The 20,487-nt window shown below is 71.6% G+C and carries 17 protein-coding genes; 9 read left to right on the forward strand and 8 right to left on the reverse strand.

Annotation, left to right across the window (positions count from 1 at the left end; all coding sequences use genetic code 11):
- The first annotated feature begins 365 nt into the window (after window positions 1–365).
- The gene (locus tag KV557_RS20815) at window positions 366–4,007 is read left to right on the forward strand and encodes a ricin-type beta-trefoil lectin domain protein (RefSeq protein ID WP_218202401.1); all 3,642 of its coding nucleotides are present in this window, start codon (window positions 366–368) and stop codon (window positions 4,005–4,007) included.
- A 382-nt stretch (window positions 4,008–4,389) separates the two neighbouring features.
- Here the strand turns inward: KV557_RS20815 and KV557_RS20820 are convergent, their stop codons facing one another.
- The 3 genes from KV557_RS20820 to KV557_RS20830 all read right to left on the reverse strand — a co-directional run bounded on the left by KV557_RS20820 (window position 4,390) and on the right by KV557_RS20830 (window position 6,164).
- Complete coding sequence (locus KV557_RS20820) at window positions 4,390–4,893, reverse strand: DUF4328 domain-containing protein (protein ID WP_218202402.1); 504 nt, start codon at window positions 4,891–4,893, stop codon at window positions 4,390–4,392.
- A gap of 267 nt (window positions 4,894–5,160) precedes the next feature.
- A complete protein-coding gene (locus KV557_RS20825) occupies window positions 5,161–5,721 on the reverse strand; it encodes a hypothetical protein (protein ID WP_218202404.1) in 561 nt (186 codons plus the stop codon).
- Window positions 5,722–5,735: 14 nt separating this feature from the next.
- The gene (locus KV557_RS20830) at window positions 5,736–6,164 is read right to left on the reverse strand and encodes an ATP-binding protein (RefSeq protein ID WP_218202405.1); all 429 of its coding nucleotides are present in this window, start codon (window positions 6,162–6,164) and stop codon (window positions 5,736–5,738) included.
- A gap of 161 nt (window positions 6,165–6,325) precedes the next feature.
- On the opposite strand from KV557_RS20830, the gene KV557_RS20835 reads away from it, so the two are divergent.
- Complete coding sequence (locus tag KV557_RS20835) at window positions 6,326–7,273, forward strand: helix-turn-helix domain-containing protein (protein WP_308129991.1); 948 nt, start codon at window positions 6,326–6,328, stop codon at window positions 7,271–7,273.
- Entirely contained in the window at window positions 7,230–7,370 is a 141-nt protein-coding gene (locus KV557_RS42815) for a DUF397 domain-containing protein (protein WP_308129996.1), read from the forward strand. The genes KV557_RS20835 and KV557_RS42815 overlap by 44 nt, the downstream gene beginning before the upstream one ends.
- A gap of 8 nt (window positions 7,371–7,378) precedes the next feature.
- Here KV557_RS42815 and hrpB read toward each other — a convergent pair whose 3' ends face one another.
- Window positions 7,379–9,925 carry an ATP-dependent helicase HrpB gene (hrpB, locus tag KV557_RS20840; RefSeq protein ID WP_218202406.1) on the reverse strand — a complete coding sequence of 849 codons (2,547 nt, stop codon included), beginning with the start codon at window positions 9,923–9,925 and terminating at the stop codon, window positions 7,379–7,381.
- An 8-nt stretch (window positions 9,926–9,933) separates the two neighbouring features.
- A complete protein-coding gene (locus KV557_RS20845; protein WP_218202408.1) occupies window positions 9,934–10,788 on the reverse strand; it encodes a class I SAM-dependent methyltransferase in 855 nt (284 codons plus the stop codon).
- Between the two features lie 414 nt (window positions 10,789–11,202).
- On the opposite strand from KV557_RS20845, the gene rpsA reads away from it, so the two are divergent.
- Together rpsA and KV557_RS20855 are read left to right on the forward strand one after the other, a co-directional pair.
- On the forward strand, window positions 11,203–12,693 hold the full coding sequence (rpsA, locus tag KV557_RS20850) for a 30S ribosomal protein S1 (RefSeq protein ID WP_218202410.1): 1,491 nt from the start codon (window positions 11,203–11,205) through the stop codon (window positions 12,691–12,693).
- Window positions 12,694–12,922: 229 nt separating this feature from the next.
- A complete protein-coding gene (locus tag KV557_RS20855) occupies window positions 12,923–15,127 on the forward strand; it encodes an MMPL family transporter (RefSeq protein WP_218202412.1) in 2,205 nt (734 codons plus the stop codon).
- Window positions 15,128–15,133: 6 nt separating this feature from the next.
- Here the strand turns inward: KV557_RS20855 and KV557_RS20860 are convergent, their stop codons facing one another.
- Window positions 15,134–15,565 (reverse strand): MarR family winged helix-turn-helix transcriptional regulator, encoded by a 432-nt coding sequence (locus KV557_RS20860; protein ID WP_218202413.1) that lies wholly within the window; start codon window positions 15,563–15,565, stop codon window positions 15,134–15,136.
- 62 nt (window positions 15,566–15,627) lie between these two features.
- On the opposite strand from KV557_RS20860, the gene KV557_RS20865 reads away from it, so the two are divergent.
- Together KV557_RS20865 and coaE are read left to right on the forward strand one after the other, a co-directional pair.
- On the forward strand, window positions 15,628–16,269 hold the full coding sequence (locus tag KV557_RS20865) for an MBL fold metallo-hydrolase (protein ID WP_218202415.1): 642 nt from the start codon (window positions 15,628–15,630) through the stop codon (window positions 16,267–16,269).
- A 32-nt stretch (window positions 16,270–16,301) separates the two neighbouring features.
- Window positions 16,302–16,895, forward strand: coding sequence for a dephospho-CoA kinase (coaE, locus tag KV557_RS20870; RefSeq protein WP_218202417.1), 594 nt, complete (start codon window positions 16,302–16,304; stop codon window positions 16,893–16,895).
- Here the strand turns inward: coaE and KV557_RS44120 are convergent.
- On the reverse strand, window positions 16,892–18,103 hold the full coding sequence (locus KV557_RS44120) for a sensor histidine kinase (RefSeq protein WP_218202418.1): 1,212 nt from the start codon (window positions 18,101–18,103) through the stop codon (window positions 16,892–16,894). The genes coaE and KV557_RS44120 overlap by 4 nt on opposite strands.
- Window positions 18,104–18,188: 85 nt before the next feature.
- On the opposite strand from KV557_RS44120, the gene KV557_RS20880 reads away from it, so the two are divergent.
- Window positions 18,189–18,752: a GNAT family N-acetyltransferase gene (locus tag KV557_RS20880; protein ID WP_218202420.1), complete on the forward strand. Its 564-nt coding sequence runs from the start codon at window positions 18,189–18,191 to the stop codon at window positions 18,750–18,752.
- A gap of 30 nt (window positions 18,753–18,782) precedes the next feature.
- On the opposite strand, the gene KV557_RS20885 is transcribed toward KV557_RS20880, so the two are convergent.
- Window positions 18,783–19,499 carry a CTP synthase C-terminal region-related (seleno)protein gene (locus KV557_RS20885; RefSeq protein WP_218202422.1) on the reverse strand — a complete coding sequence of 239 codons (717 nt, stop codon included), beginning with the start codon at window positions 19,497–19,499 and terminating at the stop codon, window positions 18,783–18,785.
- Window positions 19,500–19,577: 78 nt separating this feature from the next.
- Between KV557_RS20885 and KV557_RS20890 the strand changes: the two genes are divergently transcribed.
- Window positions 19,578–20,456: a LysR family transcriptional regulator gene (locus KV557_RS20890; RefSeq protein ID WP_308129992.1), complete on the forward strand. Its 879-nt coding sequence runs from the start codon at window positions 19,578–19,580 to the stop codon at window positions 20,454–20,456.
- The last annotated feature ends 31 nt before the right edge of the window (window positions 20,457–20,487 follow it).

A 20,487-nucleotide genomic window follows, 5' to 3' on the forward strand; every position in this document is an offset into this window, starting at 1 on the left:
GTCTCCCCCTCCCACCCTTTGTCTTCTTGAGGCCAGACCGTTGTATAAATGACACTCTTTTACATCCCCCAAGCATTGGCCCCCGAATACGGGAGGCATGTCCTGTATCCGAACCGGCGGATGCTAGCGGACCTTGATGACGTGCAGTCAAGACTTCGCCTTAGGTGATACTTCTCACGCAGGTCGACGTATCGGCCATTTCGCGGCAAGTCAGCATTTCGCCGCCGAATCGAGTTGGGTTGATGTCAGGGCCTCCCCTACGGTGCCCCTCGATTGCGTCCATGCAGGTCCACTGTTGTCTTTTGGGGGAGATTCCCGTTTTGAACAGAAAGCGCCGATACCACGGGGGTGCGTCGTCCAGCGCATTGGCCGCAACAGCGGTCCTGGCGCTCACGGCCGCCCTTGCAGGGCCGCAGGCCTCGGCCGTGGCCGACACCCCGCAGGTGCCGTCGCAGACAGCGATCGATGCCGCGACCGCGAAGATGATGCAGGAGCGGCCCCCTGCCAACGCGACCGAGACGGCGATCGCCCAGGCCAAGGCGACCGGCAAGAACGTCCCGATCGACTCGCTCACCACCGAGTTCAGCGAGACCGTCGCCACCCCCCAGGGACATCTGGCACTCACCAGCCACCCGGACCAACAGCGCGTGCGCCGAGGCGGCGTTTGGCAGGGGCTGGACGCCACCCTTGCGGCCAATCAGGACGGCACATTCTCCCCCAAGTCCGCAGCAGGGCAGCTCGTGCTGTCCAAGGGCGGAAACGGACCGCTGGCCACCATGACCAGCGCGGACGGCAAGAAGCTGGCCCTCGCCGCCCCGTTCGCCCTCACCGCACCCGTGGTCAGCGGCGACAGCGTGGTGTACCCGTCCGTCGCCCCCGACATCGACCTCAAGGTCACCGCCACCAAGTTCGGCGGCCTTTCGACCGTGCTGGTCGTCAAGACCCAGGCAGCCGCCGCCAACCCGGCTCTGAAGAACCTGCACTTCGACACCACCGCCGACGGCGTCACCGTCACCAGCGACGCCAAGGGCAACATCACCGCCACCGCCGCAGACGGCAAGCCCCGCTGGACCGCGCGCACCCCGCAGATGTGGGACAGCGCCACCGCAACAGCGGCGCCCGCTGCTCCCGCCGTCAAGGCCTCCACGATGCTCATGGCGGCCCCCGCCGCCGATACCCCGGCACCCGCCGATATCCAGGCGGGCCCGGCCAAGGCCGCTCCGACCGGCACCGATGCCGGGCCCGGTGCGGGCTCCAAGGTCTCCGAGATGCCGGTCAAGGCCGGCGCCACCGGCATCGACCTGACGCCCAACCAGGACCTCCTGGCCCACGGCACGGCGCCCTACTACATCGATCCCGCCTTCCTGCCCTGGAGCACGTCGGCCAACGCCTGGACCTGGGTCCAGTCGGCCCACGACAGCGGTAACTGGCTCGGGCAGGGCCCCAAGGACTCCGACCACCCAGGCGTCGGAAAGTGCGGCACCTACCCCAACGGCGGCAGCTGCATCCCCGCCGACATCGAGCGCAGCTTCTACCAGTTCGACATCAGCGCGCTCAACGGAGTGGTCATCAACTCCGCGACGATGAGCCTGCAGGAGTACGTCTCGGCCGACTGGTCATGCACCACAACGTACCCGCTCAACCTCTACGTTACCGGGCCAATCGGAAGCGGCACGACGTGGTCCAACCAACCCGGGCAGGTGAGCGGCCCGCTCGGCACGACCGCCTGGGTCGGCGGTTCGGGCAAGGACCCGTGCCACGACAACGTTCCGTTCAGCTTCGACATCACCGGCGCGATGCAGCAGTACGTCAACTATGGTCAGTTGACGTTCGGCCTCTACGGCGACGAGAACAACCAGCTCGCGTTCAAGCGGTTCACCTACCAGCCGACGCTGTCCGTGATGTACGACCGCATTCCCAACACCCCGACGAACCCGGCGGTGTGGCCCGCCCCGACGACCGTTGTCCCCGGCGGGACCAACCAGTCCTGCGGTGACAGCAACGCCAACGACTGGGCCTGGCTCGGCGCCGGCTCCGCCCAGAACAACGCCGTCTGGCTCAACGCCACCGTCACCAGCAACGCCCAGGCCCAGGTCGCGACCTGGGACCACATCTGGGACTACCAATCCTCCAACGGAGCCAGCGGCACTACGCCCTACGTCAGCAGTGGTGGCACCACCAGCTTCCAGCTTCCGGCAGGCCTGATCCAGGACGGCCACGCCTACGGCTACGACATGCAAGCCACCGACGGCCTGGACGGCGTGCCCTGGTCCGCCCCCACACCGAACTGCTACTTCAAGGTCGACCTCACCCCGCCGACCCTCACCTTCCCCACCACCGTCGCCGACACGACCAAGCAGTTCCCGCCCAGCGGCAACGGCCAGACACCCCAGATCTACGCAGGCCAGAGCGGCGGCGTCCCCTTCACCGCCACCGACCCCAACCCCAGCGGCGCCTACGCCTCCGGCGTCGTGTGCCTGCGCTGGAGCTTCGACCCGCAACTCGTCGACGCCACCTGGCAGTGCGGCAGCTCCATGCCCACCGGTCAGATCCCGGTGACCGCCGGACGCTGGGGCACCAACGTCCTCTACATCCAGGCCGAGGACAACGCCGGCAACCTCTCCCCGGTCGCGCAGTACGCCTTCTACGTCCCGTGGAACCCGAACAGCCCCGCGCCGACCTTCGGTGACGTCACCGGCGACGCGCTGCCCGACATCGTCGCCGCCGACCCGAACGGCGACCTGCGTGCCTACAGCATCCCCGCCACCGCGCCCAAGGCGCCGCTCGCCTCACTGATGGCCAAGTCCCCCGACGGCGACTCCTGGGCTCTTTACCACGTCACCCACCGCGGTAGCCTGCGCGGCGGCGGGAACGTCGATGACCTCTTCGTCCACAAGGACAACGGCAAAAGCCTCTACTACTACAAGAACCCCGGCAACACCGGCGTCACCGGCGTCTTCGACGGCAGCATCACACTGGGTAAGCCGGCATGCGACCCGAAGCTGACGGACTGCACCGGGTACAACGCCGCCGACTGGTCCACCACGCTTCAGATCGCCGCCAGCGGCGACCCCAGCACCACCCAGCTCGACACCAGCAAGAAGTTCCTCAACCGCACCGGCCTGTTCACCGTCGAGAGCAGCCCGGACGGCACCGGAGCCCTCTGGTTCTACCCCGCCATCGGCGACGCCGTCCTCGGCTCACCCACCAGGTTCGCAAAGATCGACCTGAAGGGCTGGGACCTCATCTCCCCCGGCGACTGGGCCGGCCAAGGCCACCCCGGCCTGTGGGCGCGCAACCAGAGCACAGGTGACCTGCGCGGCTACACCTTCACCACCGGCACTATCACTGTCGCCCTTCCCTTCGGTAAGAGCGGCAGCTACCCCACCCTCACCGGCGTCGCCACCGACACCAAGATCGGCTGGGGAATCCCCAGCACCGACTGGCCCCTCATCGGGTCCGACGGCGACCTCACCGGCACCGGTAACCCCACCCTCTGGCGCAAGACGCCCAACGGAATCATCCAGATCTTCACTGGCCACCCCACCACCACCGACCCCTACTACGCCTGGGACACGGGCCCGACGGGCGTCCTCAGCGCCTACGCCGAGAACAGCCCCATCGCGAACTCCGCCCAGACGGGCAAGTGCATCGACGCCAGCGGTGCCAGCTTTACACCCGGCACCGCCGTCCAGCTGTGGGACTGCAACCCCAGCAATGCGCAGTGGACCTTCAAGCCCGACGGCACCCTGCGCTTCCTCGGCGGCTGCCTCGACGCCACCGGAGGCGGTACCGCCAACGGGACCCCATTGGAAGTCTGGACCTGCGGCAACGTCTGGCCGAACCAGATCTTCCTCCCCAGGGCCGACGGCAGCATCTACAACCCCACCTCCGGCCGATGCGTTGACGACCCCGGCGCCTCAACAACCAACGGAGCCAGACTCCAACTGTGGGATTGCAACGGCACCGCCGCCCAGAAGTGGAACCTGCTCCCACGAACCAGCTGAGGCCGTTCAGTGTCCGGTCCCGGTGAAGGTGGACCACCGCGGGGACCTGACCTGCGGTGGTCCAGGTGCAGCGGGACACGCACCGTCTCGCGGTCTCGCTCGGCCGGGCCCAACTCCGTCCGCCAGCACGTCGGCCAGGCCCTCGTGAGCCGCGGCGTCTCAGCCAACCCGGGCCGCCGAGGACAGACGGCCCGGGTTCAGCGAGACTGGCCCGCCTTCGCGGAGACCGGACATTCAGGCAGGGGACCTCGACATCCCTGTTCCCCTGAGGAATTGAGTCGATTGAATGCAGTGGCTCCATCGGACCGAGTCCGATGGAGCCACCGTGGTTTTTCCAGCGGGGCAGCGTGGCCCGGCCTGCGCGGTTGCCGGGCCTCGGTAACTATTCCTTGATCTTGGCGCGTTGCACGGCGGTGACCTGTTCAACCATGACGATGGTGAGGACTGCGGCAGCGACGTTGATGAACACGACGACAGGGTTGTTGAGGTTGCCGTGCGGGACGGCCACCACGTAGGCCGAGATCCCGACCATCTTCGCGATCCACGTCACCCACCACCCGTTGATCACCCAGGTGGCGCCGGCCGATCCGTTCGCTCGCCAGAGGTCGAGCATGACACGGCGCGGGGCCCAGCAGTTGAGAACCGGGACCAGCCACACTCCGACGGCTCCGCCAACCGAGTACTTGTGCGTGTTCGGAGCGAAGGTCTCGGCATTGAGCCGGCATCGTCTGAGCCAGCAGAGAAATGCCACGATTGTGCCCAGGAACAGCGGCATCTCGAACAAGATGGCCGTGGGAAAGATTCTTGAACCTGTCCCGGTGTTCAGGTTCGACATGACCTGCGCAACGGCAAACAGTGCAAGCAGCGCCTGCGTGGTCAGTGCCAACGGTCGAGGATCAGCCACCAGCCCTCGGTGGAGGGCAGCTCGGGGATCTGGATTAAATCTGCTGTCAGCGGGTGCTGATTCCACGAACGAACTCCCATCGCGCATGCCTGCGATGGCTTTCACCGCAGAGATCGAGTGGAGGATAGAGGGGACTGCGAACGAGCGTCCATGGCATTCCCCAGTTGCTTACGGGTGGCGTCCTTGGCGTGCTTTGAGAGCTGGCTGCCTTGTGTCGCGCAGGAAGTCGGTGGGGGCGACTTCTTGTGGTTAGGGGGTGGTGGCTCGGGTGGCTTGGGTGCGGCAGTGGGTGAGGGCGGGTTTGATGCGGCGGTCGGGGGTGGGGGTGGTGGTGAGGAGTTCGCCGGCGGTGACGAGGGTGGTCCAGTAGTGGGTGGGGTCGCCGGTGGTGGGGCGGGGGTGGGTGGCGGCGAGGGAGAGGTAGGCGGCTGTCAGGTTGCCGGTGGTGAACCAGCGGGCCAGGCCGTGTTGGTGGCCCGCTCGGATGCCGCCGAGGGCGTCGATCGCTGTGAGGAAGAGGTCGATGACGGCCAGGTCGCGGGCGTTGAGGGGCTTGGGGATGTCGAAGACTCCGAGTGCTTCGAGGAGTTCGCCGGTGTCGGCTTCGGAGTTCGGGCGGGGGTCGGCGAGCAGGGCGTCGAAGCAGTCGTCGAGCCGGAGTTGGGTGTCGGCGGCTGGGATGCCCAGGGCGCCGCAGACTGCGCGGGCGGCTCGGAGCGGGTCGCGGGTGCGGCGGGCCAGGGCGGCGTAGACCTCGGCCGGAGTCGAACCGGTGTCGAACAGGTGCCGGGCCGTGAGGGAGAGTCGCATGGTGGGCGCCCGTTTCAGACGGTGAGGAAGGTGGCGGAGGGGGCGATCAGTGCCCAGACGAACTTGCCGACTCCGCCGGCTCGGGGGCAGCAGCCCCAGCGTTCGGCGAGTTCGTTGACGAGTAGCACCCCGCGTCCGTGTTCCTCGTCGGGTGTGGGGGAGCGGAGGGCAGGGCGGCCGGTGCCGGCGTCGTGAACTTCGAGCCGGAGGCGGTGGTGGACGAGGGCGAAGCGGATCTCGATGAGGCGGTCGGCGGGCGCGTCGGAGTGCTGGACGGCGTTCGCGAACAGCTCGCCGAGGAGCAGTTCGGCGATGTCGGAGTAGCGCTCGCCGAAGGGGAGGGCGGAGAGGTACGCGCGCAGCAACTGTCGGGCGACGGGCGTGGATTCGGCCCGGGAGTCCAGGCGGGCGGCGAATGTGCGGGGGCGGTGGGAGACGAGCATGGCGAAGTTCCTCGGGGGGCGGATGAGGGAGCGCGAGGGTAGTGCGCAATCACGCTATGCATGCAGATGATTGCGTTCCGGCCTCAATGGTCCGGGATGCGGAGGTACGGTGATGGCCGAAATCAGGTACCAGAGGCACGTGGTGCGTGAGGGGGCCGGTTGTGGCACATCGGCGGTTCAAGCGTGAGTTGACGGCCAGTTCGGCGGAGTTGTTCGGCGAGGAGGTGCGGTTCTACCGGGAGCTGGCCGGCTTCACGCAGCAGGAGCTGGGCAAGCTGCTGCACTGCAGCCGGACGAACATCACCCGGTATGAGACGGGTCAGCGCCGCATGCCGCCGGAACTGGTGGAGGTAGCCGATGAACTGCTCAATACGGGCGGTGCACTGAGGCGGCTCTGGGGGAGGGTGGACTGGAATGCGGGCGTTGAGCACCCGGATTGGTTTCAGACCCATGTCGACATGGAGTCTGAGGCGGTAGCAGCGAGGATCTTTCAGCTGGCTGTGGTGCATGGACTGTTGCAGTGCCGCGCGTACGCGGAGGCTGTGTTTGCGGTCAGCGACGCGGCAGGAAAGCCCAAGGTGATCGAAGAGCGAACGGCGGCTCGACTGGCGAGGCAGAAGCGGTTCCTGCATCCGGAAGGGCCACTTCTGCAGGTGATCCTGGATGAGAGCGCCATCCGGACAGTATTCGGTGGGCCATGGGTTATGAAGCGTCAGATGCAACACCTGCTGGCTGTTGCGCGACTGCCCAACGTGGTCATTCAGGTCGCGCCATTCGAGTGTCGACAGGCCATCATCGACAAGTCCATGGTGATGTTGGAGATGCCTGACGGTCGGACCTGTGTGTACTCCGAAAGCCTCGATCGCGGGCATAGCAGTGATGATCCGGCGATCGTGGCAGCGCATCGCCGCAGCTATGATCTGGCTCACGGGGCGGCACTGTCAGTAGCCGACTCGCTCGCGCTGATCGCTGATGCGCTGAAAGGGTTCAAGGATGACGAGGATCGAGCTCGACGCGACTGTCTGGCGCAAGAGCAGCTACAGCGGAGGCAACGGGGGCGACTGCATCGAGGCGGCCCCCGGGTTCCCCGGCCTCGTCCCCGTGCGTGACTCCAAGGACCCGCAGGGGCCGGTCCTTGTCTTCCCGGCCTCTGCCTGGGTGTCTTTCCTCTCCGGGCTCCGGGTTGGTGACTTCGCGGAGCGGTAAGTCCTTCGCTACTTCCTTGTGTTGGTGCGGCGGGTGGGTTCCGCCGTGGTCGGGTCTTCGGGCCAGGGGTGGCGGGGGTAGCGGCCCCTCAGGTCTGCGCGGACGGCGTGGTAGCCGTTTTGCCAGAAGGACGCCAGGTCTCCGGTGACGGCGGCGGGGCGGCCTGCGGGGGAGAGCAGGTGGATCGTGAGTGGTATGCGGCCGCCGGCCAGGGCGGGGGCCGCCGTCCAGCCGAAGAGTTCTTGCAACTTGACGGCCAGCACCGGGCGTTCGTCGCTGTAGTCGACTCGTATCTTCGAGCCGGACGGGACGGTGATGCGTTCGGGGGCGAGCTCGTCCAGGCGGCCGGCCTCGCCGGTGGCCCAGGGGAGTAGGCGTTGGAGGGCGGCCGTCGTATCGATCCGGGCGAGGTCGGCGCGGCGGCGGGCGCGGGAGAGCTCGGGCTCCAGCCACTCGTCGGCGCGTTCCAGCAGGGCGGCGTCGCTGACGTCGGGCCAGGGGGCACCGATGGCGGTGTGCAGGAAGGCGAGGCGTTCGCGCAGGCCTGGGGAGGGCCAGGTCAGGAGGGTGCTCACGCCTTCGCGGGTGAGGCCTTCGAGGAGGGCGGCGCGGACCAAGGTCGGGTCGGGGCGGTTGAGTGGCTTTTCCGCGAGTTCGACTGCGCCGAGGGATTCGACCTGGCGGGAGACGACCTCGCCGTGCCGGGTGTTCCAGTGGACCTCCTCGCGGGCGGTGAGCAGCGGGGCGCCCGCGAGTCGGGCGGTGTCCTCGTCCAGCGCGGCGGCGTGCAGGATGCGGGCGGAGGGGGAGCCGGCCGGGCGGTCGGCCACGGCGACGGCGAGCCACGGCAGGGCGCCGAGGGTGGTGCCGGGGGCGAGTTCGGCGGCGGTGCCGGAGGCCATCAGGTACGGGCTGCGCTCGCCGGGGGCGGGCCGCTCTACCCGGGCACGGGCGATCCGCTCGGGGAAGGCGAGGGCGACGACGAGGCCGGCGGCGGTCGTGTCGGGTAGTGCCGTGGCGGGTTTGTCGGAGGTGGCGCGGAGCAGGCGACGGACCTCGTCGCGCCAGCGGCCCGCGTAGGGGTCACCGGAGGCGCGGACGGTGCGCCACACCGCGCCGAGGTCGTCGCCGAGGGCGCGCGGGGGTTCCTCGGACAGCAGGGCGACCACCTCGGCGGCCCGCCGGGCGCCGACCGCGGGGGCGCCGTCGACGAGGGCGCGGGCGAGCCGGGGGTGCAGGCCGGTGCGGGCGAGGCGGACGCCGCGCGGGGTGGCCCGGCCGTCGTCGTCGACCGCGCCGAGAGCGTGCAGGGTCTGCCGGGCGGCGGCCATCGCCCCTGCCGGGGGCCGGTCGGGCAGGGCGAGGCCGGTGGCGTCCGGGTCGCCCCAGCAGGCGGCCTGGAGGGCGAAGGGGGTGAGGTCGGCGAGGGCGATCTCGGGGGTGGGGTAGCGGGCGGCACGGGCGTCCTCGGCCTCGGCCCAGCAGCGGTAGACGGTGCCGGGGGCCTCGCGTCCGGCGCGGCCGGCCCGCTGCCGGGCGGCGGCGAGCGAGGCGCGGACGGTGACCAGGCCGGCCAGGCCGCGGGCGTGGTCGGTGCGCGGCTCGCGGGCGAGTCCGGCGTCGACCACGATCCGTACGCCGGGCACGGTGAGCGAGGACTCGGCGACGGCGGTGGCCAGCACGACGCGCCGCTGCGACGACGGGGTGAGGGCGGCGTCCTGGACGGCCTGCGGGGCGCGGCCGTGGAGTTGCAGCACCTCGGCGCCCACCCCGTCGGGCACAGTGCTGTTGAGCTGGCCGGCGACGCGGGCGATCTCGCCGACGCCGGGCAGGAAGCAGAGCACGTCCCCGTCGCGCTCGTCCAAGGCCCGCCGTACGACGGCCGCGACGTGGTCGAGCAGCGCCCGGTCCACCCGGGTGCCGTGCGCGGGCCGGACGGCGCGCGGCGGCGGCGCCCAGACCACCTCCACCGGGTGGGAGACCCCGTGCGCCTCCACCACCGGGGCGCCGCCGAGCAGTTCGGCCCAGGCCGCGGTGTCGGAGGTGGCCGAGGCGCAGACCAGCCCCAGTTCGGGACGCAGCGCCGCCCGGACGTCCAGCAGGAAGGCGAGCGCGGTGTCGGCGTCCAGGTGCCGCTCGTGGCACTCGTCCAGGACGACGACGTCCACCCCGGGCAGTTCCTGGTCGCGCTGGAGCCGCTGCAGCAGCACGCCGGTGGTGACCACCTCGACCACGGTGTCCGGACCCGCCCTGCGCTCGCCGCGCACCGTGTAGCCGACCTGGCCGCCGACGGCGGTGCCGAGCAGCCAGGCCATCCGCCGGGCGGCGGCCCGGACGGCGAGGCGGCGCGGCTCGGCGACCAGCACCCGGCGCACTGGCCCGGAGCCGGGGAGCAGCCCGGCCAGGGCGAGCGGCACCAGCGTCGTCTTGCCGGTGCCGGGCGGGGCGGCGAGGACGGCGGTGCCGTGCTCGTCCAGCGCGCGGTGCAGGGCGGGCAGGGCGGTGCGGACGGGCAGTTCGCGCCAAGCGGCCCCTTCGAACCGGTCAGGCGGCATCGGCAGGCTCAGCCCCGCTCGGAGACGAAGATCGCCGTGCCGGGGATCAGCCGCCCGCGCAGCGGGGACCAGCCGCCCCACTCCTGCTCCAGGCCGGCCGGCCACTCGGGCTCGACCAGGTCGATCAACCGGAAGCCGGCGCCGACGAGTTCGCGCACCCGGTCGCCGAGGGTGCGGTGGTGCTCGACGTAGCTGGCGCGGCCGTGCTCGTCCTGCTCGACGTACGGGGTGCGGTCGAAGTAGGAGGCGGCGGCGGTCAGCCCCTCGACGCCGGGTTCGTCCGGGAACGCCCAGCGGATCGGGTGCGTCACCGAGAACACCCAGCGCCCGCCGGGCCGCAGCACCCGGTGCACCTCGCGCATCAGGGCGGCGGTGTCGGCGCTGAACGGCACGGCGCCGTAGGCGGAGCAGGCCAGGTCGAAGGAGCCGTCGGCGAACGGCAGGACGGCGGCGTCCGCCTGGACGACCGGGACGGGCGCGGTGCCGCGGGCGAGGTCGATCCGGCGGGAGTGCTGGAGCTGGCGGTAGGAGATGTCCAGGGCCACCGGCCGGGCGCCGCGGGCGGCCAGCCAGCGCGAGCACTGGGCGGCGCCGGCGCCGATCTCCAGCACGTCCCTGCCGGCCACCTCGCCGAGCAGCCCGGCGTCGGCCTCGTCCAGGCCCTCCGGGCACCAGGTGAAGCGGTCGTCGCCGAGGAACGCGCCGTGTTCGTCCTGGTACTCGTCCGCGTTGCGGTCCCACCAGTGCCGGCTGGCCCGGCTGCTCTCGCCGGTCCCGGCCACGCGCCTTACCGCGTCGTCGCCGTCGTCGTCAAGATCATGGAGCTCGGACTGGGGGGTGGTGGCCACGGTGATAATGCCCATCGCGTAGGGTGTGGACTGCGGAAGCGCCGCTGCCGCGAACCGGCCCGGAAGGGCTCGGATCCTGGCGGTGGCATCCGGGGAAGGGCTCCCTGCGGGCGCCGCCGTGAGGTGCGCAATCGGAGGATATGGCCTGATCCGTACCAGGCTCCACCATCTTGCCGCTCTTGGCGTTGACCGTGCCTGGCCGTCCCCGTATGCTACAAGTTGCGCTGCGGGCCTGCGCGCCTCGGACGGAGCAGGTCGCGCTCGCATCTGTCGAAGACCCCACGGTCGCAAGACGGACGCCGAATTCTCGCTGTGCGGGAAAATCCGGTGCGCCGTGTTCTTGGCTGTCCGGCTTTCGGTGGGAGCGATACGGGCCCTCCGCGTGGCATTACCTACGACTTTCATGTCCGCACCGGAGCCCTTTTCCTAATGACGAGCCCCACCGACTCCTCCCTCAGCACCACCCCGCAGGTCGCGGTCAACGACATCGGCGACGCTGAGGCGTTCCTCGCCGCGATCGACGAGACCATCAAGTACTTCAACGATGGCGACATCGTCGAGGGCGTCATCGTGAAGGTCGACCGTGACGAGGTTCTCCTCGACATCGGTTACAAGACCGAGGGCGTCATCCCCTCCCGTGAGCTCTCGATCAAGCACGACGTTGACCCGCACGAGGTCGTCGCCGTCGGTGACAACATCGAGGCCCTGGTTCTCCAGAAGGAGGACAAGGAGGGTCGTCTCATCCTGTCCAAGAAGCGCGCTCAGTACGAGCGTGCCTGGGGCACGATCGAGAAGATCAAGGAAGAGGACGGCATCGTCACCGGTACCGTCATCGAGGTCGTCAAGGGTGGTCTCATCCTCGACATCGGCCTCCGTGGCTTCCTCCCGGCCTCGCTCGTCGAGATGCGCCGCGTCCGCGACCTCCAGCCCTACGTGGGCAAGGAGCTCGAGGCCAAGATCATCGAGCTGGACAAGAACCGCAACAACGTGGTCCTGTCCCGCCGTGCCTGGCTGGAGCAGACCCAGAGCGAGGTCCGCCAGACCTTCCTCACCACCCTGCAGAAGGGCCAGGTGCGCTCCGGCGTCGTCTCCTCGATCGTCAACTTCGGTGCCTTCGTGGACCTGGGTGGCGTCGACGGCCTGGTGCACGTCTCCGAGCTGTCCTGGAAGCACATCGACCACCCGTCCGAGGTTGTCGAGGTCGGCCAGGAGGTCACCGTCGAGGTTCTCGACGTGGACATGGACCGCGAGCGCGTCTCCCTGTCGCTGAAGGCGACCCAGGAGGACCCGTGGCAGCAGTTCGCCCGGACCCACCAGATCGGCCAGGTCGTCCCGGGCAAGGTCACCAAGCTGGTTCCGTTCGGTGCGTTCGTCCGCGTGGACGAGGGCATCGAGGGTCTGGTCCACATCTCCGAGCTGGCCGAGCGCCACGTGGAGATCCCGGAGCAGGTCGTCCAGGTCGGCGACGAGATCTTCGTCAAGGTCATCGACATCGACCTCGAGCGTCGCCGCATCAGCCTCTCGCTGAAGCAGGCCAACGAGGCCCTGGGTGCCAACCCGGCCGAGGTCGAGTTCGACCCGACCCTGTACGGCATGGCCGCCTCCTACGACGACCAGGGCAACTACATCTACCCGGAGGGCTTCGACCCCGAGGCGAACGACTGGCTGCCCGGCTTCGAGAAGCAGCGTGAGGAGTGGGAGCGCCAGTACGCCGAGGCGCAGGCCCGCTTCGAGCAGCACCAGGCCCAGGTCATCAAGAGCCGCGAGGCCGACGCCGAGGCCGCTGCCGAGGGTGGCGACGCGGTTGCCGCCGCCGCCGGTGGCTCGTACTCCTCCAGCAGCGACGAGGGCTCCGGCGCTCTCGCTTCGGACGAGGCCCTGGCCGCCCTGCGCGAGAAGCTGGCCGGCGGCCAGAGCTGATCGCGGCCCGGGGCTGAGCCTTCGGCCCTGAGGACAGTGCGCTAGGCGGGACCCCCGCTCGGATCACCGAGCGGGGGTCCCGCTTTTTCTCATGCGCCCCCTTCTTAATGCACCCATCTCTTATGTGTTCCTTATGTGAAGGAAATTGTGAGATGCGGCTCATTGCCCGTCTATAGGTCGAAGACCGGGTTACACCTACATTGAGTGGAGCTGCCCGAAAGGCTCCTTCATGCGCAAACCCTCCTCCGCTGCCGTCGACCCCCGGGTCCGCGGGCGGCTCGCCGCCCTCGGCCGGTTCTGCTTCCGGCACCGGCGCTGGGTGCTCGGCTTCTGGGCCGTCGTCCTGGTCGTCGGCGTGCTGATCGGGGGCCGGGTCTTCGAGGGCTCGGTGGCCGGCGCCTCCTCGGCCGGCTCCGAGGCCGACCGGGGCGGCGCCGTCGTCACCGCGGCCGACCCGGCCAGGGGTGTCGTCACCGCCGTCGTGGACGGCAAGCCGGTGAACGATCCCGCGGTACGGGCGGCCGTCACCAAGGCCACCGCCGAGATCGCCGCACTGCCCGGCGTCTCCTCCGCGCAGGACGCCTACGGGCGGGGACCGGACGCCGCCGCGCTGCGCTCCGCCGACGGCCACGCGAGCCTCGTGACCGTACGGATGGCCGACACGAGCACCGGTGTCCAGGCCGACGCCGTCACCCAGCGGCTCGCCGCGCTGAACGGCGCGGGCGGCGCGCACGCCACGGTCGGCGGGGACCTCGTGCTCCAGCAGGAGGTCAAGAAGCAGACCGAGCAGGACACCCGCTTCGGCGAGATCGTCACCCTGCCGCTCACCCTGGTTGTCATGGTGCTGGTCTTCGGCGGCCTCGCGGCGGCCAGCCTCCCGGTGATCGGCGCGGTCGCCTCGGTGGGCGGGGCGCTGCTGGCCATGTTCGGCTTCAGCCGGATCATGGACATCGACACCAGCGTGCTGCCGATCGCCACCGTGCTGGGGCTCGGGCTGTCGATCGACTACGCGTTGCTCATGGTGAATCGTTTCCGTGAGGAACGCGGGCACGGCGCGGGCATCGCCGCCGCCGTCGAGCGCACCGCCGCGACCGCCGGGCGTACCGTCGCCTTCTCCGGGCTGACCGTCGCCGTCGCGCTGTCCGGCCTCTTCGTCTTCACCAGCCCGGTGCTCGGCGCCGTCGCCGCCGCCGGGGTGAGCGTCGTCGTCATCGCCGTCGCCGCCGCCCTCACTCTGATCCCCGCGCTGCTCGGCTTCGCGGGCGGGCGGATCAAGGCGCCCGCCGCGCCCGTGCCCGACGAGGGCTTCTTCAGTCGCACCGTCCGCCGGGTCCGCAAGCGGGCGGTGCCCGTCGCGCTCGCCTGCACCGCGCTGCTGATGGCCGCCGGCGCGCCCTTCCTGCACGCCGACATGCGCAACTCCGGTGCCGCCGTGCTGCCCGCCTCCTCGGCCGGGCGGCAGGTCGCCGACACCATCGACCAGCGCTTCCCGCAGGTCGCCCAGGCGCCGATCACGGTCGTCGTCGAGGGCGGCGCGCGCGTCGCCCAGGCGTACGCGGACGAGGTCGTCGCCAAGCTGCCCGGCGTGAGCGGGGTGCGGGCGGTGACGCCGGTGAGCGACTCCGTCTCCACCATCGACGTCCTCGTCCACGGCGACCCGCAGGGCGGGCAGGCCAAGCAGGTCGTCGACGAGCTGCGGGCCGACCGCGGCGGGCTGAAGACCTACGTCACCGGCGGCGCGGCCTCGGTGGTCGACTTCACGGACGAGCTGACCTCGCGCGGCCCCTGGGCGCTCGGCCTGGTCGCGGCCGGGACGCTGGTGCTGCTCTTCCTGATGACCGGCTCGGTGGTCATGCCGGTCAAGGCCCTGCTGATGAACCTGCTCTCGCTGGGCGCCTCGCTCGGCGCGCTCACCCTGGTGTTCCAGGACGGATATTTCAGCGGGCTGCTCGGATTCAGCCCGACGGGCGGGCTGGAGACCTTCATCCCGGTGCTGGTCTTCGCGTTCGCCTTCGGGTTGTCCATGGACTACGAGGTGTTCCTGCTCGCCCGGATCAAGGAACTGCATTCGCGCGGGTACAGCTGTACGAAGGCGGTGGAGCTGGGCGTCCAGCGCAGCGGGCGGATCATCACCTCGGCGGCGCTGCTCATGGTGATCGTCTTCGCCGGCTTCGCCCTCGGGGACATGCTCATGGTGAAGCAGATGGGTATCGCGCTGGCCGTGGCCGTCGCCGTGGACGCCACCCTGGTGCGCTGCCTGCTCGTGCCGGCCGCGATGACCCTCTTCGGCGAGTTCAACTGGTGGGCGCCGGCCCCGCTGCGACGCCTCCACCGCCGCTTCGGCCTGAGCGAGCACGTCGAACTCCCGCCGATCGAGCCGCCGGTGATACCGGCCCCGCGGCCGGTGGAGCAGGACCTGGTCGGGACGCCGTAGTCACTCTCAGTTCAGGCGGCGCAGGAGGTCGACGCTTGCGCGCAGCTGGGCCTGTTCCTCGGGGGTGAGGCGGGCCTCGATGGCGGCGGCGATGCGGGCCTCGCGGCGGGCGCGCTGTTCGAGGAGGGCGGCGCGGCCGGCCTCGGTGGCGGTGATCAGCAGCTTGCGGCCGTCGGTGGCGTGCGGCTGCTGGGTGACCAGGCCGGTCTCGGTGAGGAGGGCGACGGTGCGGGCCATCGACTGGTGGCGGACGCGCTGGCGGGCGGCGAGTTCGGCGACGGTGTAGGCGCGTTCGTCGCGGACCAGCAGGCCGAGGACGCCGGCCTGGTTCTGCGGCAGGGTGTCGTCGGGGCGCAGCGCGCGGACGAGTTCGCCGATGGCGGCGCGCAGCTCGGCGGCGAGGTCCAGGGTGTCCGGGTGTGGGGTGGAGTCGGTCATGGGACCAGCCTATCGCGAAGCTGTACAGCAAAACTGTGCAGTCTTGCTGTAGTGTTCGAGTCATGCGAATCACCAAGTTCGGACATGCCTGCGTACGCCTGGAGCACGGCGGCACCACCGTCGTCATCGACCCCGGGATGTTCACCGACCCCGCCGCCCTGGCCGGGGCCGACGCCGTGCTGATCACCCACGAGCACCTGGACCACTTCGAGGAGGCCCGGCTGCGCGCCGCGCTGGAGGCCGACCCGGCGCTGCGGGTGTGGACCAACGACGCGGTGGCGGCCCGGCTGGACGGGGTGGCGCGGCGCGTCACCGCCGTCGGCGAGGGCGACGCCTTCGACCTGGGCGGGCTGGCCGTGTCGGTGCACGGCGAGTGGCACGCGGTGATCCACCCGGACATCCCGCGGGTGAAGAACATCGGCTTCCTCTTCGACGGCCGCCTCTTCCACCCCGGCGACGCGCTGACCGTGCCGCCGCACGCCGTCGAGACGCTGCTGCTGCCGATCGCCGCGCCGTGGAGCAAGGTGTCCGAACTGGTCGACTACGTTCGGGAATCGGGCCCGCGGCAGGCGGTGCCGGTGCACGACGCGGTGCTCAGCCCGGCCGGGCTGGCCGTGCACACCCGGCTGGTCGGCCCGGACGGGCCGGGGACGGGCGCCGAACTGCGCACGCTCGGCGAGGGCGAGTCCCTGGACCTCGGCTGACCGCGGCCCGGCGGCGCCGGTAGCCTGGCGCCATGCTGAAGATCGGACTCACGGGTGGCATCGGTGCGGGCAAGAGCGAGGTGTCCCGGCTGTTCGCTGCCCACGGCGCGGTGATCGTCGACTCGGACGTGATCTCCCGCGAGGTGGTCGCGCCCGGGACGGCCGGACTGGCGGCCGTGGCGGCCGAGTTCGGCCCGCAGGTGCTGCGGCCGGACGGTTCGCTGGACCGGCCGGCGCTGGGCGCGATCGTCTTCGCCGACCCGGACCGGCTGCGGGCGCTGAACGCGATCGTCCACCCGCTGGTGCGGGCCCGCTCCGCCGAGCTGGAGGCCTCCGCCGCGCCGGACGCCGTCGTGGTGCACGACGTGCCGCTGCTCGCCGAGAACGGGCTCGCGCCGTTGTACGACCTGGTCGTGGTGGTGGACGCCACGGACGAGGTCCGGGTCGACCGGCTGGTGGAGCTGCGCGGCATGACCGAGGAGGAGGCCCGGGCCCGGATGGCCGCACAGGCCACCCGGGCGGAGCGGCTGGCGATCGCGGACATCGTGATCGACAACAGCGGCCCGCTGGAGGCGTTGGCGCCGCGGGTCGCCGAGGTGTGGGCGGAGCTGCGGCCCCAGGCCTAGGAGTCCGCGCGGGCGGCCTCCGGGGCGGCCAGCGGCAGTCGGGCCCGGACGGCGAAGCCGCCGTCGGGGGTCGGGCCGGCGTCCAGGGTGCCGCCGAGGTCGTCGGCGCGGGTGCGCATGCCGTCCAGGCCGTGGCCGCCGGAGGGCAGTTCGGGCTCCTCGCGGGTGCCGCCGGGGGAGTTGACCACGGCGAGGCGCAGCCCGTCCCGGCGGACCTCGACGGTGACGGCCACCTCGGCCTCGGGCGCGTGCTTGTGGGCGTTGGTCAGCGCCTCCTGGACGATCCGGTAGGCCGCGTACTGGACGGCGGGGCCGGGCGCGGGCAGCCCGTCGGCCGGGCCGGTGACGGTGAGGCCGACGACGAGGCCGGCCTGCCGGGACTCGTCGACCAGGGCGGGCAGGCCGCGCAGCGACGGGCCCTGGTCGGAGGCCGGGGTGAGCACGCCGAGCAGGCCGCGCAGTTCGGTGAGGGCCTGGAGGCCGAGGGCGCGGATCAGGCCGAGGGTCTCCCGGACGGCGTGCGGGTCGTCGGCGGCCGCGTGCCGGCAGGCGCCGGCGTGCAGGGTGATCAGCGAGACCCGGTTGGAGACCACGTCGTGCATCTCCCGGGCGAGCCGGGCGCGTTCGGCGGCGACGGCCCGTTCCTCGGCGTGCCGGCGGGCCTCCTCCAGCAGCCGGTTGCGCTCGGCGAGCACGGTGACGGCGCGGGCGCGCTGGTGGGCGGCGAGTCCGAGCGCGAGCGGGACGGCGCCGTAGACCAGCGGGTCCTCGATGACGTTGGCGAGGGTGGACAGCGTGGTGAGGTCCGAGAGGTCGAACGGGATCGTCAGGCGGATCTCGGCCAGCACGGCGAGCACGGCCAGCGTCCGGGTGGGGCCGCGCCGCGCGGCCAGCCCGTAGAGGGCGACGGCGAGCGGGAGTTGCCCGCTCAGCAGGGTCATGACGGCGACGGTCACCGGGGAGCGCCGCCGGACGACGAGGGCGAACGCGCCGGCCGTCATCAGGCCCGCGTTGACCGCCCGCGAGGGGGTCGGCCCGACGTCGGCGTCGTTCGTGGCGAGCACCAGCAGCACCAGGGCGGTCGGCGCGAGGGCGACGATCGGGTCGGGCAGCCGGACCGGCAGGCTCAGCAGCATGGTGGCGAGGTTCGAGTCCGGGTGCTCGGCGAAGGGCCGGGCGTCGGGCTGCTGGTCGGTGGGCTGGCGCATGGGGGCATGCTTCCACACCGCGGTTTTCGCGGGCCCTGGACCCCAGGCCCTGGATTTCATCTTCCCGGGAAGGAATTATGGCGGGATGGATGATCGTTTCTCTGCCGTCTCTCCCGCGCCGCCGTCCGGCCCCGCCCCGGAGGTCGTGCGGATGCCGGAGTACACCCGTGCCGACCAGGACGAGATCCTCGGCCCCGGCGACGACCCGTACGGCGTCGCCCACACCGGGCTGGTCTTCCTGCCCAAGGAGATCCACTTCGGCATCCGGGCCGCCGACGGCCGCCTCGTCGCCCACGCCGGCCTGCTGCCGCTGCCGCTCACCGTGGGCGACGCCGACGTCCGCGCGGTCGGCGTCGGGGGCGTCGCCGTCGCCCCCGACCGGCGCGGCGGCGGCCTCGCCCGTGCCGTCGTCGGGGCCGCCCTCGACCACGCGCGCACGCTCGGCCCGGCGTACGCGCTGCTGTTCTGCCGCCCGCCGCTCGTCGGCCTCTACGGGCGGCTGGGCTTCCGGGAGGTGGCCGGGGAGGTGACGGTGGAGCAGCCCGAGGGGCGGCTCGCGGTGATGCCGCTGTGCACGATGTGGACGCCGCTGCGGGACGGCGCCGGGTGGCCGGCGGGGGCGGTGCGGCTGCGGTCGCTGCCGATGTGACGCGGGCTGCCCGTCGGGGCTGGGCTGCCGTCAGACCGTGGCACCCGCGTGGGCGACGGCGGCGGCCGCCAGGGCGCGGATCATGGCGTGGGCCCGGGTGCCGTCGCCGGACAGCTCCGGCTGGAACAGGGAGGCGAGGAAGAACGGGTGGCCCGGCAGCTCCAGGATGCGCACCTCGCCGCTCTCGTCCGCCCCGCTGAACCGCATGCCGTGCGCGCGCAGGCGGTCCAGGTAGTCGGCGTTGAGGCCGTACGCGCAGTGGTAGCGCTCCAGGGTGCGGGTGGTGCCGAGGACGCGTTCGGCGAGCGTGCCGGGGGTGATCGCGACCGGGCCCTCGTGGCCGACGAGTGAGCAGGTGAGCGGCACGACGACCTGCTCGTCCCGGTCCGGGTGCTGCTCGCCGTGGACGGCGTCGCCGAGGCCGCAGACGTTGCGGGCGTACTCCAGCACGGCGTGCTGGAAGCCGGCGCAGGTGCCGAGGAAGGGGATGCCGCGCTCGCGGGCGGTGCGGACGGCGGCCAGGGCGCCGTCCTCGTTGCGGTACGGGCTGCCGGGGAGCAGCCAGATCGCGTCGAAGCCGTCCAGGGCGCCGGGTGCGCCGGCGTCCTCGGTGGGGATCCAGTAGGCGTCCAGGACGAGCTGGTCGCGGGTGGCGAGGGCATCGAGCAGGCCGGGGATGCGGGCGTGCGAGCGGACGGCCGGGGAGCGGTCGCCGACCAGGGCGATCCGCGGGGTCAGGTAGGTCATGCGGCTATCCTGGCCCGGCACCCGAGATCAGCGCCAACGATGATTTCTTACCTCTCGATCAGATCGGTTGATGGGCCCGTGGATCCGCAGCAGCTGCGCACCTTCGTCACCGTCGTCCGCCTCGGCTCCTTCTCCGAGGCGGCCCGGGAACTCGGCTACACCCAGTCCGCGGTCTCCCAGCAGATCGCCGCCCTGGAGGCCGACCTCGGGGCGCCGCTGCTCGGCCGCCGCCCGGTCGCCCCGACCGAGGCGGGCGTGCGGCTGCTGGAGCACGCCGGTCCGTTGCTCGTCCGGCTGGAGGCGGCGCGCGCCGACGTCGCCCGCCTGGTCGGCGCCGTGGGCGCCCGGCTGGTGCTCGGCGCGACCCCGCTGGCGCTCGGAGCGGCGGTCGGGCGCGCGCTCGGCGAGGTACGCCGGGCGTACCCGCGGGCGGAGGTGCTCGTCCGGGTGGTCGCCCAGGACGCCCTGCCCGCGCTGGTCGCCACCGGCGAGGTCGACCTCGCCCTGATCGACGGCCTGGCCGCCCCCAGCGACCCGCTGCCACTGCCCGACGTCGGCCCGCTCACCACCGTCGCCGTCGCCGAGCAGCCGGTCGTCGTCGCCCTCCCGGCCGGGCACCCGCTCGCGGGCCGCCCCGGCGTCGCGCTCGCCGACCTCTCCGCCGCGCGCTGGCTGGACGCCCCCGACCTCACCCCGACCGCCGCCCGGCTGCGCGCCGCCACCGGCGTCGACGGCTTCCGCCCCGCCACCCGGTACCGGGGCACCGACGTCCACGGCCTGCTCGCGCTCGTGGCCACCGGGCACGGGCTCACGCTGCTGCCGCCGTCCGCGCTGGACGGAATCCCCGGGGTCACGTCGGTGCCGGTCGCCGCGCCGCGGCTGGTGCACCGCACCGAGCTGGTCCACGGCAGCCTGCCGGAGGGTCCGGCGGCCGTGCTGGCAAGGGAGTTGGCATAGCCCTGCCTTTTGCCCGGATATGGAGGCGTGG

Source organism: Kitasatospora aureofaciens (assembly GCF_019192735.1).
Classification (GTDB): domain Bacteria; phylum Actinomycetota; class Actinomycetes; order Streptomycetales; family Streptomycetaceae; genus Kitasatospora; species Kitasatospora aureofaciens_A.

Coding starts and splice junctions, on each gene's coding strand:
- KV557_RS20865 (WP_218202415.1), top strand. CDS start 15,628: ATGCGAATCACCAAGTTCGGACATGCCTGCGTACGCCTGGAGCACGGC.
- rpsA (WP_218202410.1), top strand. CDS start 11,203: ATGACGAGCCCCACCGACTCCTCCCTCAGCACCACCCCGCAGGTCGCG.
- KV557_RS20860 (WP_218202413.1), bottom strand. CDS start 15,565: ATGACCGACTCCACCCCACACCCGGACACCCTGGACCTCGCCGCCGAG.
- KV557_RS20830 (WP_218202405.1), bottom strand. CDS start 6,164: ATGCTCGTCTCCCACCGCCCCCGCACATTCGCCGCCCGCCTGGACTCC.
- KV557_RS44120 (WP_218202418.1), bottom strand. CDS start 18,103: ATGCGCCAGCCCACCGACCAGCAGCCCGACGCCCGGCCCTTCGCCGAG.
- hrpB (WP_218202406.1), bottom strand. CDS start 9,925: ATGCCGCCTGACCGGTTCGAAGGGGCCGCTTGGCGCGAACTGCCCGTC.
- KV557_RS20855 (WP_218202412.1), top strand. CDS start 12,923: ATGCGCAAACCCTCCTCCGCTGCCGTCGACCCCCGGGTCCGCGGGCGG.
- coaE (WP_218202417.1), top strand. CDS start 16,302: ATGCTGAAGATCGGACTCACGGGTGGCATCGGTGCGGGCAAGAGCGAG.
- KV557_RS20880 (WP_218202420.1), top strand. CDS start 18,189: ATGGATGATCGTTTCTCTGCCGTCTCTCCCGCGCCGCCGTCCGGCCCC.
- KV557_RS20885 (WP_218202422.1), bottom strand. CDS start 19,499: ATGACCTACCTGACCCCGCGGATCGCCCTGGTCGGCGACCGCTCCCCG.
- KV557_RS20825 (WP_218202404.1), bottom strand. CDS start 5,721: ATGCGACTCTCCCTCACGGCCCGGCACCTGTTCGACACCGGTTCGACT.
- KV557_RS20845 (WP_218202408.1), bottom strand. CDS start 10,788: ATGGGCATTATCACCGTGGCCACCACCCCCCAGTCCGAGCTCCATGAT.